Source organism: Blautia sp. DFI.9.10, assembly GCF_024461705.1.
GTDB classification, from domain to species: Bacteria; Bacillota; Clostridia; order Lachnospirales; family Lachnospiraceae; genus Blautia_A; species Blautia_A fusiformis.
Genome location: NZ_JANGAA010000003.1, coordinates 134319 through 146955, shown reverse-complemented (window position 1 = coordinate 146955; position 12637 = coordinate 134319). Strand labels below are relative to the sequence as shown.

Sequence of the window (12637 nt, the reverse complement as noted above, 5' to 3'; positions counted from 1 at the left end):
AATGCGGATTGCCAATGCATATGATATCTACTTTACATCAATCATCAGGGAGAAAATAAAATGATCAATATTTTTGAGGTAAACGAGACAAATAAAATGATCGAGCAGGAGAATCTGGATGTGCGTACCATCACCATGGGGATCAGCCTTCTGGACTGTATCGATCCTGACCTGGATGCACTGAATCAGAAAATATACGAAAAGATCACCACAAAGGCCAGAAATCTGGTAGCTACCGGTGATGAGATCGCAACCGAGTACGGTATCCCGGTTGTAAATAAACGAATTTCCGTAACACCCATTGCTCTGGTTGGCGGGGCTGCATGTAAGAAACCGGAGGATTTTGTGACCATCGCAAGAACGCTGGATAAATGTGCCAAGGAAGTTGGCGTTAACTTTATCGGCGGATATTCTGCACTGGTAAGCAAAGGAATGACTCCGGCAGAGGAGCTTCTTATCCGCTCCATTCCTCAGGCAATGGCAGAAACAGAGCGCGTCTGCAGTTCTGTAAACGTTGGTTCCACCAAGACCGGTATCAACATGGATGCCGTAAAGCTGATGGGCGAGATCATCCTCGCAACAGCAGAGGCTACTAAGGACCAGGATTCTCTTGGATGTGCCAAGCTGGTAGTATTCTGTAACGCACCGGATGATAACCCGTTTATGGCAGGCGCGTTCCACGGTGTCACAGAGGCGGACTGCATCATCAACGTAGGTGTCAGTGGCCCTGGCGTTGTAAAGAAAGCTCTGGAGCAGGTTCGTGGCGAGGACTTCGGAACTCTCTGCGAGATGATCAAACGTACCGCATTCAAAGTTACACGAGTTGGACAGCTGGTTGCACGTGAGGCATCCAAGCGTCTTGACGTGCCGTTTGGTATTGTGGATCTTTCTCTTGCACCGACACCGGCTATCGGTGATTCCGTAGCTGAGATCCTGGAAGAGATCGGCCTTGAGAGAGCCGGTGCACCTGGAACAACTGCAGCGCTTGCACTTCTCAACGACCAGGTGAAGAAAGGCGGCGTTATGGCAGCAGCTGCTGTGGGCGGATTAAGTGGTGCCTTTATTCCTGTCAGCGAGGATCAGGGAATGATCGATGCGGTAAACGAGGGAGCTCTTACTCTGGAGAAGCTGGAAGCCATGACCTGTGTATGCTCTGTTGGTCTGGACATGATCGCAGTTCCGGGAGATACCAAGGCGACTACACTGGCAGGTATCATCGCAGATGAGTCTGCCATCGGTATGGTAAATCAGAAGACAACTGCAGTACGTCTCATCCCGGTTATCGGTAAGGGTGTGGGCGAAACGGTTGAGTTCGGAGGTCTTCTTGGCTATGCTCCGATCATGCCAGTAAATTCCTTCTCCTGTGATGCATTTGTACAGAGAGGTGGAAGGATCCCGGCACCAATCCACAGCTTTAAGAATTAATTTTATTTTTGGACTTGACAGACTCACGTTGATGTGCTAAAGTAAACACAACTTAAAAAACAAACCAGTGAGAAAGAGAAGTAAACATTTCAGGAAGCTTCACAGAGAGCGGTGATGGTGGAAATCCGCAGGGGACCAGATGTTGAATGGACTTTCGAGGGCGGCCCGAACTATTTATCTGTACAGTAGGCGCCGACGGGAACCGAACCCGTTACCAATGAGGAGTGTATGTTAGTACACCGGAAAGTGGACGATTCGTCAATTTGAGTGGTACCGCGATAATAAAGAACTTTTATTACCGTCTCAAGCATGATATAAGCTTGGGACGGTTTTTGTGTTACAGGAAAAGCGATTCTGTTGCATGAAAGTTGTTCCGGAAAAGCAGACCGCAAGGTGTACAAAAGGTAATCATAAGCGGAAATAAGAAGGGAGAACAAAACCATGAAAAAAAGAATGTTAGTGATCGCAGCAGCAGTAGCAGCAACAACTATGATGATGACAAGCCCGGTTATGGCGGAGGATTTTAAAGTAGGCATCTGCAATTATGTAGATGATGCTTCCCTGAACCAGATCGTAGACAACATCCAGTCCCGTCTGGAGGAGCTTGGCAAAGAAAAGGGTGTCACATTTGATGTGTCTTATGATAACTGTAATGCAGATGCCAGTGTTATGGAACAGATCATTTCAGATTTTCAGGCGGATAAGGTTGACCTGATGGTTGGTGTGGCTACACCGGTGGCAATGCGTATGCAGTCCGCTACAGAGGGAAGCGATACACCGGTTGTTTTCTCCGCAGTATCTGATCCGGTTGGCTCCGGTCTTGTAGATTCTCTGGATGCTCCTGGTGCAAATATCACAGGAACCAGCGATTACCTGGATACTTCTTCTATCATGAAGCTGATTCAGGCACAGAATCCGGATGTAAAGAAGATCGGTCTTCTCTATGATGTCGGACAGGATTCCTCTACAACAGCGATCCAGGAAGCAAAAGATTATCTGGATAAAGAGGGAATCGAATATGTAGAGCGTACAGGAACCACTACCGATGAAGTCCAGCTCGCAGCAGATGCACTGATCGCTGACGGTGTGGATGCCGTATTTACACCTACGGACAACACTATCATGACAGCAGAGCTTTCTATTTATGAAAAATTCATCGACGCAGGAATCCCGCACTACACAGGTGCCGACTCCTTTGCATTAAATGGTGCCTTTGTAGGATATGGGGTTGATTATGCAAATCTGGGACAGAAAACAGCCGATATGATCGCTGACATCCTGATAGATAATGCGGATCCGTCTAAGACAGCTGTTGAAACCTTTGACAATGGTACTGCAACAGTTAATACAGAAACCTGCAAGGCACTTGGACTTGATTTCGATACCGTAAAGAAGGCATTTGAGCCTCTCTGCACACAGGTAAATGAGATCACAACTGCAGAAAGCTTTGATGAAGTAGAATCAAAATAAATTAACCGCTCACTTTTGTGAGCAGTTATGAAATAAATCCAATTGGAGGAAATCACTGTGACGATTGCAACTATGCTCTCCCTCGGGGAGACTGCCCTGAAGCTTGGACTGATCTGTTCTCTGACAGTTCTTGCTTTGTTCCTTAGTTATTCCATGCTGAATGTCTGCGACCTTTCTACAGATGGCTGCTTTACCTTCGGGGCCGCTGTAGGAGCCGTAGTTGCTGTAAGCGGACATCCGTTTCTGTCCATTGCGGCGGCCATGGCAGCAGGTGTTACATCAGGATTTGTAACGGCTATCCTGCAGACGAAGCTGGGGGTAGACAGCCTGCTTGCAGGTATTATTGTAAATACTGCATTATATTCCGTAAATATCGCGGTCATGGGAGGGTCATCCCTGATCAATATGAATCGGACGACCACAGTATTTACCATGATGAAGGATGCGCTTGCAGGTACAGCGTTAAAAGGTAGGGAAGATATCCTCATTGCAGCTATCGCAGTGATCCTCGTGATCGTATTTCTGGTATTCTTTCTGAAAACAAGACTTGGTCTTGCGATCCGGGCAACCGGAAATAATTCTGATATGGTAAAATCTTCCTCCATCAATCCGGTCTTTACAACGGTCATCGGCCTTTGCGTGGCAAATGCATTTACCGCACTTTCCGGATGTCTTCTGTCTCAGTCACAGAAATCCGTAGATATCAACATCGGTCAGGGTATGGTCACCATCGCACTGGCATCCTTGCTGATCGGAGGTACTCTTCTCGGACATGGAGGAATTTTTGCGAGAGCGGTGGGAATGGTGCTTGGTTCCTTTATCTTCCGCCTTGTGTATACCATCGCACTTCGGTTCAATATGCCGGCATTTATGCTGAAGCTGGTATCCTCTGTGATCGTTGTTCTTGCAATTTCCGGTCCGTATCTTAAGAAACAGTGGCCGCAGATCCGAAGAAGAATGACTCATACAAAAGGAGGAAGATGATTCATGCTGAAAATCAGCCATATTTCAAAAACATTTAATCCGGGAACCGTAAACGAAAAAAAGGCGATCACAGATCTTTCCCTGGAACTGAAAAAAGGCGACTTTGCTACGATCATCGGTTCCAATGGTGCAGGAAAATCAACACTTTTTAATGCGATCTGCGGTGATTTTCTTACAGATGCCGGTTCGATCGAGCTGGATGGCAGGGATATCACATTTATGCCGCAGCATGCACGCGCAAAAGAGATCGGACGTCTTTATCAGGATCCGATGCGTGGTACTGCACCGGGAATGACGATCGAAGAGAATCTTGCACTTGCAGCCGGCAAGGGTGGGTGGCTTTCCCGCACGACCCGGCAGGAAAAAGAACGTTTCCGGGAAGAACTGAAGAAGCTGGACATTGGACTGGAAGAGCGGATGAGTCATCCGGTAGGTCTCCTTTCCGGAGGACAGAGACAGGCACTGACACTTTTGATGGCAACCATGAATCCGCCGAAATTACTTCTTCTGGACGAGCATACTGCAGCCCTTGATCCGGGAACTGCTGAGAAAGTCCTTAATCTCACCAGACGGATCGTGGAAGAAAATCAGCTGACCTGTCTGATGATCACACACAATATGCAGTCAGCAATTGATCTTGGTAACCGTATCCTGATGATGGACTCCGGCAATATCGTGCTGGATATCGGAGGGGAAGAGAAGAAGGATATGACCGTGGATGGCCTTCTTGAGAAATTTAAAACGGGAGTGGGCAAGGCTTTGGATAATGACCGTATTCTTTTGTCTGAATAAACGGAATAAATAATGAAGAACCGTTATCGATCATGTGTAAAGTGGAAAATGAATAGCTGCTTTACACAGGTGACGGTTCTTTTTTTATGAAAATTCTTGAGTATGTCACGTTACCGTGATAAAATAAATGAAATCACTTTGTGATTTCATTTATGAGCAAGTAGCGAAGCGGATTGCGAATATCCGTTTAATTTTATTATGGAAGAGGGACGAATGACATGCAGTTTTCAAAAAGACTGGACCGATTTGGAGATGAAATTTTTGCTGCTCTGAACAACCGGCGTATGGAGCTGGAAGCACAGGGCATGAAGATCTATAACATGAGTGTGGGAACTCCGGATTTCAAGACTCCGGAATATATCAAGAAAGCTGTAGCGGAAGCAGCTATGGATGATAACAACTGGAAATACAGTCTCCGCGATCTGCCGGAGCTTCTGGACGCAGTCTGTACTTATTATAAGAAACGTTTTGATGTGGAACTGACACCGGACATGGTAATGACTGTTTATGGAAGCCAGGAAGGAATGGGGCATCTTGGCATGGCGCTTTGTGATGAGGGAGATACAGTACTTCTTCCGGATCCGTGCTATCCCGTATTTGCAGCAGGAAGTCTGATGGCAGGAGCAGTTCCTTACTATTATCCGCTGGTTGCAGAGCATGATTTCCTTCCCTATGTAAAGGGAATTCCGGAAGAAATAGCGAATAAGGCTAAATATATGGTAGTATCCCTGCCGTCCAACCCGGTAGGAAGCATTGCCACTCCGGGACTTTACGAAGAAATCGTGGAATTTGCGAAAAAATATGATATTCTGATCATTCATGATAATGCGTACAGCGATATTATTTTTGACGGGGCATTTGGAGGAAGTTTTTTGGCCACTCCGGGAGCGAAAGATATTGGAGTGGAATTTTTCAGTCTTTCCAAATCCTTCAATGTTACAGGCGCAAGACTTAGCTTTCTGGTAGGCCGGCCGGATGTGATCGCAGCGCTTCGCAAATTGAGAAGCCAGATCGACTTCGGCATGTTCCTGCCGCTTCAGAAAGCAGCTATTGCAGCACTTCAGGGACCGCTGGACAGCGTAAAAGAACAGTGTCAGAAGTACCAGGAGAGAAGAGATGCTCTCTGCCAGGGACTTCGTGATATCGGATGGGAACTTCCAAATGGAAAAGGCACCATGTTTGTCTGGGCGAAGATCCCGGGTGGCCGCACCGACAGCATGGCATTCTGTATGGAACTGATGGAAAAGGCCGGCGTCATCGTGACTCCGGGAGCAAGCTTTGGTCCCCACGGAGAGGGCTACGTACGTTTCGCCCTGGTACTTCCGCCGGAGAAGATCCGGGAAGCAGTGGAAGCGATCCGAAAAAGCGGATTAAACTGAATAACTGAAAGTTGTTCAAAATCCGATCTCAAGCCATGAAAAGATTACTTATCAGCGTTCAAGCCGCTGTGGAGCTTAAATGATCCGCAGCGGCTTTTTCATCTCGTGGATGAAAGGCTGACCTGTTTTGTGGCAGAGAAGCATTTCGTAAAGATTGGAAGCCGCACAGGTTTCATTAAAAAGTCGAAGCGCAGTTTCATCGAGGATCGCAGATGCATCGGCGGCTTTGGTGATCAGCGGGATCGAGGAGTTTTTCTTGATCTGGCTGAGAAGCGGAGCGCTGTTTTTTTGAAAGCCAAGTACCCGGGCATAGGGAATGTGTCCGGGTGCTGTTGTTTTTTGGTCAAGAAAGATCCGGACAAGGCTGCGGCAGATAGCAGAACGGGTAATATCCCGTGTTTTCAAAAGATCCGCAAACTGGGAAAAACCTTCATATTGATTTCGGGATTTCAGGATACGCCGGATCAGTGCATCCGAAAGCTCCGGATACATTTTTAAAGTTTCTTCGGATTCCAGAAGCAGTTTGTAATGCAGAGGAAGATCCAGTGCTGAGTCAGAAAGCCATGCTCCTTTTTTGAGAGAATCCAGGAATCCGGGAAGGGAAGCAGAAGGGATCAACCGGGAAAGATCAGCAGACTGCACAGTTCCTTCGGATTTTTTCATAAGGCTCCGGATGCCGGAAGCAGAGGGAAATTCTTCGTCGGAAAGAAGAGAAAAATCCGTATCATGATAACCACTTCCCTTTCTTAAAAGTGCATGAGGAAGGATACGGCTGTTAAGACGGAGAAGCGCTTTGCAGTATTCGATTCCCAGGATGTTATTGGGAGAAGAAAGAATGAGTTCAATATGTTCTGATGAAACGCCGAATGTGTTATGCACGGAAGTGGCTTTTTCTCGCATGTAACGGATCAAAGCACTGCTTCTTGCAGCTGGAAAACTCATTCCGGTACGAAGATTCTGCTGAAGGAGTTTGCGGTATTTAAACGGTTCCTTTACAAGAATCTGTGCAATATTCATAAGAGTCTCTGTATCTCCGCATTCACTTCCGAAACATAGCTCATCTACAACACCAAGCCCGTCAAGAAGGCTTACGCCACCTGCGGCAAATCCTTCCGCACTGGCCGTTGCTGTCTGTACCGGCATTTCCAGGATCAGATCGGCGCCTCCGAGAAGAGCCATCTCAGCCCGGAGATGTTTTTCCATAAGGGCAGGAGCCCCTCTTTGGACAAAATCCCCGCTCATGGCGATCACAATATAATTAGCACCAAGGATCTCCCGGGCATAGCGGATCTGGTATTCGTGACCTTTGTGAAATGGGTTATATTCTGCAATGATTCCAACAACTTTCATATAAAAAAGTACCTGCCATTTCTGAAAATTATAATGGTGCTATTTTAACATAAGCAATGTAAAAAGTTAAGCGGCATTCGAAATCTGTTTTGCTGCCATAAACCCGAATGCTGCTGTCCGCTCTGGGCCCGGCAACACCCTTTGTGAGATACAGAAATCACGCAAATTTATGATCATGCGCCGAAATCCTTGGGCCATCTGTGATCTTTATCCACAAAAAACACATCGCAGAACATTGTCGGTAAACAGTAACAATTGCACTTCAAAAAATACGCAGTATAGCCATTTTCTGACAATGAAACGCTTGAAAAGAAAAGGGTAAGGGGGTATAATAAACATAGTGTAGTGCCCGAACAGACACTAGCGTTTTTGTTACATCAAGAAAGGAGCCATTTAATCATGGGATTTGTTGAACTGCTTAAAAAAAGAGCAAAAGAAAGCGTAAAAACAATTGTACTGCCAGAGACAGAGGATATGAGAACTCTTGAGGCAACTGACAAGATTCTGAAAGAGGGAGTTGCAAAGATCATCCTCATCGGTAATGAGGAAGAGATCAACAAGAAAGCTGCAGAGGGCGGCTTTGATATTTCCGGTGCACAGATCGTAGATCCGGAGAAATCTGACAGAACTCAGGCATATATTGATAAATTTGTAGAGCTGAGAGCAAAGAAGGGAATGACACCTGAGAAAGCGAAAGAGATCCTTCATACTCAGTACCCATACTATGGCGTAATGATGGTTAAGATGGGGGATGCAGACGGTATGGTATCCGGTGCATGCCATTCTACAGCAGATACACTTCGTCCATGCCTTCAGATCCTGAAGACAAAACCGGGAACCAAGCTTGTATCCGCATTCTTCCTGATCGTTGTTCCGGATTGCGAGTATGGTGCAAACGGTGCATTCGTATTTGCTGATTCCGGTCTGAACCAGAACCCGACTCCGGATGAGCTTTCTGCGATCGCAGCATCTTCTGCTGAGTCCTTTAAGCTTCTTGTTCAGGAGGAGCCGATCGTAGCTATGCTTTCCCACTCCACTAAGGGAAGTGCAAAGCATCCTGACGTAGATAAAGTCGTAGAGGCTACAAGAATTGCCAAAGAGGAGCATCCGGAGCTTAAACTTGACGGAGAGTTCCAGCTTGATGCAGCTATCGTTCCAAGCGTAGGCGCATCCAAAGCACCGGGAAGCGAAGTAGCAGGTAAAGCTAACGTACTGGTATTCCCTGACCTTGATGCAGGTAACATCGGATACAAGCTTGCTCAGCGTCTTGGTAAAGCAGAAGCATACGGACCTGTTACACAGGGTATCGCAAAACCTGTAAACGACCTGTCTCGCGGATGCTCTGCAGATGATATCGTAGGTGTTGTAGCGATCACAGCAGTACAGTGCCAGGCAGAGGATAAATAATTATTAAAAGATCAGGAGAGTTAAATCATGAACGTATTAGTTATCAACTGTGGAAGTTCTTCATTAAAATATCAGTTAATCGATTCTGAGACAGAGAATGTACTTGCAAAGGGTCTCTGCGAGAGAATCGGTATTGACGGAAGACTGGTATATCAGAAAGCCGGATGTGACAAAGAGATCACAGAGGCAGCTATGCCAACACATAAAGAAGCGATCCAGATGGTACTGGATGCTCTTACAAACGATAAAACAGGTGCAATCGGAAGCCTTAAAGAGGTTAATGCGATTGGACATCGTGTCGTACACGGAGGCGAGAAATTTGCTTCTTCTGCAGTGATCACAGACGAGATGATCAAAGCAGTAGAAGAGTGCAATGACCTTGCACCGCTCCACAACCCGGCTAACCTCATTGGTATCCGTGTATGTGCAGAGCTTATGCCAGGCGTACCACAGGTAGGCGTATTTGATACCGCTTTCCATCAGACAATGCCTGCTAAAGCATATCTTTATGGACTTCCGCTTGACTTCTACAAGAAATATAAAGTAAGAAGATACGGTTTCCACGGAACATCCCACAGCTTCGTATCCAAGAGAGCTGTTGATTTCCTTGGCCTTGACAAAGACAACTCCAAAGTTATCGTCTGCCACCTTGGAAACGGATCTTCCATCAGCGCAGTTGTAAATGGCAAATGTGTAGATACAACAATGGGTCTTACACCACTTGAAGGTGTTGTTATGGGAACTCGTTCCGGTAACATCGATCCGGCTATCATGGAGTTCATTGCTAAGAAAGAGAACCTGGACATTGAGGGCGTTATGAATGTACTCAACAAGAAATCTGGTCTTCTCGGACTTTCCGGCGGACTTTCCAGCGACTTCCGTGACCTCAACGAGGCAGCTGAAGGCGGAAACGAGGATGCAGCTAATGCCATCGACGTTCTCTGCTATAGCATCGCTAAATTCGTAGGCGGATATGTTGCAGCAATGAATGGTGTTGACGCGATCGTCTTCACAGCAGGTATCGGTGAGAATGCGATCCCGGTACGTGAGAAGGTTGTCAGCTATCTCGGATACCTTGGCGTAACACTTGACAAAGATGCTAACGGACATCGTGGCGAGGAAATCGTGATCTCCACACCGGACTCCAAGGTTAAGGTTGCAGTTATCCCGACAAACGAGGAGCTTGCAATCTGCCGTGAGACTGTAGCACTGGTATAATCAGCTGTTTCAGTACCGGTACAGAACCGTTCGGGCATGATCGGTAATCAGGCAGAATTATATATTACTGTGGATCAGCAGTATACATTCGGGGGGCGGACAATTAAAGGTCCACCCCCGTAATTTACCCCGAATTTCTGATTAAGCCAACAGTAACAAAAAATTAAAAAAATGTAATATTTTCCCGAAAATAACGTTGACAAATCACAAGACCATATGTATAATGGATTGAGTGTGGATAGGAGAGACTTATGCAGATTCATTTATTAGACATTTCTTCCTGTGATGGCAAGACGATCCAGGAATCAGTTGCTCCTGAACTGGAGAAGATTGATTTTCAGATGGGAAGTTTTCCGGTACTTGCGAAGGAACCGGTAGAGCTTACGATCACCAATACCGGTGATAAGGTTCTTGAGCTTACAGGAACTGGTAAGATCACAGTGGGCATTCCATGTGACCGCTGTCTTGAGACAGTAGCCGTCGAGATACCGCTGGAATTTAAGAAGAAGCTCGATATGAAGCTTTCTGATGAAGAGCGTGTCAATGATCTGGATGAAAGCAGCTATCTCACAGGTATGAACCTGGATGTGGACCGGTTGGTCTATCTTGAGGTATTGATATGCTGGCCTTTAAAGGTCTTATGTAAAGAAGACTGTAAAGGTATCTGCAGCCGCTGCGGGAAGAACCTGAACGAAGGTCCCTGCGGATGCAAGGAGGAGCCTAAGGATCCCCGCATGGCAGCTATCAGTGATATATTCAGTAAATTTAAGGAGGTGTAACCTATGTCCATTTGTCCTAAGAACAAATCTTCCAAAGCTAGACGTGACAAGAGAAGAGCGAACTGGAAAATGAGCGCTATGAACCTTGTTAAATGTAGCAAATGTGGAGCACTTATGATGCCACACAGAGTTTGCAAAGCTTGCGGAAGCTACAATAAGAAGGAAATCATCAAAGTTGAGGACTAATTTTAATTAGACAGTCAATATATGATGCGAAAAGAGTCTGGTATGCTGAGATAAGTATACCGGCTTTTTTTATACTCTGGGGGGAAATAAAAAAATATGAAACAGAACAAGAATCAGAAAAATACCGCCGTGAACCAGATCACAGAGGGTGTGATCTGGAAGCAGCTTCTGATATTCTTTTTTCCGATCTTGTTTGGAACTCTGTTCCAGCAGATCTACAATACTGCCGATACAGTTGTAGTAGGCCGCTTTGTGGGAAAAGAAGCATTGGCAGCAGTAGGAGGCTCATCCAGTATGATCGTGAATCTCATCGTAGGTTTTTTTGTAGGTTTATGTTCCGGTGCGTCTGTAGTGATTTCTCAGTTTTACGGAGCGAAAGACCACAAAAACCTTAAAAAAGCACTTCACACATCCATGATCTTCTGCCTGGCTGCCAGTATTATTGTGGGAACAGCAGGTTTTATCCTGGCTGAGCCGATCCTTCACCTGATGAAAACACCGGCAGAAGTAATTCCCGATTCTGTGCTGTACCTGCATATCTATTTTGCGGGAACATTTTTCAATCTGGTCTACAACATGGTATCCAGTATCCTAAGAGCGGTAGGAGATTCCAAAAGACCGCTCTATGTGCTGATCATTACCTGTTTGTTGAATATTTTGCTGGATGTTGTATTTGTAGTGATCTTCCATATGGGAGTCCTCGGTGTTGCACTTGCAACAGTCAGCTGCCAGGCAGTCAGTGCCATCCTTGTAACCTGGTTCCTGATGCGCGCAGAGGATATTTATCGTCTGGAATTTCATGAGATCCGTTTTGATCTCCGGTCTTTGGGGGCAGTTCTCAGGATTGGACTTCCGGCAGGACTGGAATCGGTGATGTATAATATTGCCAATCTCACCATTCAGATTTTTGTCAATGAACTGGGGACTGACACAGTGGCAGCCTGGGGAACTATGGGAAAGATTGATGCGGTGTTCTGGATGGTATGCAATGCTTTTGCCATCTCAATTACCACCTTTGTGGGACAGAATTATGGTGCCGGAAAATACCACCGCATGCGAAAAAGTGTCCGCGTCTGTATGGTGATGGCATACATTTCGGCGTTTATTGTAAGCGGAGCACTTATTCTGTTCGCAAATCCGATCTACCATTTGTTTACAACAGATCAGGTGGTTGTAGACATTGGGGTGCATATGATCCGTTTCCTGATTCCGTCCTATGCTATTTATGTTGTGATCGGAATTATTTCCGGAGCGCTGCGTGGTGCCGGAAGAGTACTGGTTCCTATGATCCTGACCTGTGGAGGAGTCTGTCTTTTACGTATCATCTGGTTGTTTGCCTTTGTAAGATCTCATCCGGGGATCGACAGTATCATGCTCAGTTATCCGGTGTCCTGGATAATTACTGCGGTACTGTTTGTCATCTATTATTTTCGGCGATTTCCAGGTATGCAGAAAAAGAAATAACGATATATGAAAAGGTGCTGATTCTGTGTAATAGCAGTGATCAGCACCTTTGTTTTGTTCGAAAGATGTCGATTTATTACGTATAGATTTGATTGCCTGAAAGCTGAAAAAGAGGTATTCTGGATGCAGATAGATGAAACATATGTAATGGGGATGACCAGATATGTATAATCTGCAAAAAAC

General features: G+C 46.0%; 11 protein-coding genes and 1 other annotated feature. Of the genes, 10 read left to right on the top strand and 1 reads right to left on the bottom strand.

Annotated features, from left to right (window positions below):
- Positions 1-60 precede the first annotated feature (60 nt).
- The 5 genes from NE671_RS03060 (at position 61) to NE671_RS03040 (ending at position 6050) form a co-directional block, all read left to right on the top strand.
- On the top strand, positions 61-1425 hold the full coding sequence (locus tag NE671_RS03060; protein ID WP_015525248.1) for a PFL family protein: 1365 nt from the start codon (positions 61-63) through the stop codon (positions 1423-1425).
- Between the two features lie 58 nt (positions 1426-1483).
- Positions 1484-1734, top strand: a binding site (T-box leader).
- 132 nt (positions 1735-1866) lie between these two features.
- Complete coding sequence (locus NE671_RS03055) at positions 1867-2895, top strand: ABC transporter substrate-binding protein (protein WP_021652537.1); 1029 nt, start codon at positions 1867-1869, stop codon at positions 2893-2895.
- 72 nt (positions 2896-2967) lie between these two features.
- Entirely contained in the window at positions 2968-3879 is a 912-nt protein-coding gene (locus NE671_RS03050) for an ABC transporter permease (protein WP_118608071.1), read from the top strand.
- Positions 3880-3882: 3 nt separating this feature from the next.
- On the top strand, positions 3883-4671 hold the full coding sequence (locus NE671_RS03045; RefSeq protein ID WP_015525247.1) for an ABC transporter ATP-binding protein: 789 nt from the start codon (positions 3883-3885) through the stop codon (positions 4669-4671).
- A 218-nt stretch (positions 4672-4889) separates the two neighbouring features.
- Positions 4890-6050, top strand: coding sequence for a pyridoxal phosphate-dependent aminotransferase (locus NE671_RS03040; protein ID WP_118369301.1), 1161 nt, complete (start codon positions 4890-4892; stop codon positions 6048-6050).
- 75 nt (positions 6051-6125) lie between these two features.
- Here NE671_RS03040 and NE671_RS03035 read toward each other — a convergent pair whose 3' ends face one another.
- On the bottom strand, positions 6126-7400 hold the full coding sequence (locus NE671_RS03035; RefSeq protein ID WP_256163668.1) for a tRNA(Met) cytidine acetate ligase: 1275 nt from the start codon (positions 7398-7400) through the stop codon (positions 6126-6128).
- A gap of 399 nt (positions 7401-7799) precedes the next feature.
- Here NE671_RS03035 and pta point away from each other — a divergent pair, with 399 nt between their 5' ends.
- The 5 genes from pta to NE671_RS03010 all read left to right on the top strand — a co-directional run bounded on the left by pta (position 7800) and on the right by NE671_RS03010 (position 12454).
- Positions 7800-8807, top strand: coding sequence for a phosphate acetyltransferase (gene pta / locus NE671_RS03030; protein WP_015525244.1), 1008 nt, complete (start codon positions 7800-7802; stop codon positions 8805-8807).
- 27 nt (positions 8808-8834) lie between these two features.
- On the top strand, positions 8835-10025 hold the full coding sequence (locus NE671_RS03025) for an acetate/propionate family kinase (RefSeq protein ID WP_021652542.1): 1191 nt from the start codon (positions 8835-8837) through the stop codon (positions 10023-10025).
- A gap of 251 nt (positions 10026-10276) precedes the next feature.
- Complete coding sequence (locus NE671_RS03020) at positions 10277-10804, top strand: YceD family protein (protein WP_015525242.1); 528 nt, start codon at positions 10277-10279, stop codon at positions 10802-10804.
- 3 nt (positions 10805-10807) lie between these two features.
- Complete coding sequence (rpmF, locus tag NE671_RS03015; RefSeq protein ID WP_015525241.1) at positions 10808-10990, top strand: 50S ribosomal protein L32; 183 nt, start codon at positions 10808-10810, stop codon at positions 10988-10990.
- A gap of 96 nt (positions 10991-11086) precedes the next feature.
- A complete protein-coding gene (locus NE671_RS03010; protein ID WP_059085904.1) occupies positions 11087-12454 on the top strand; it encodes an MATE family efflux transporter in 1368 nt (455 codons plus the stop codon).
- The last annotated feature ends 183 nt before the right edge of the window (positions 12455-12637 follow it).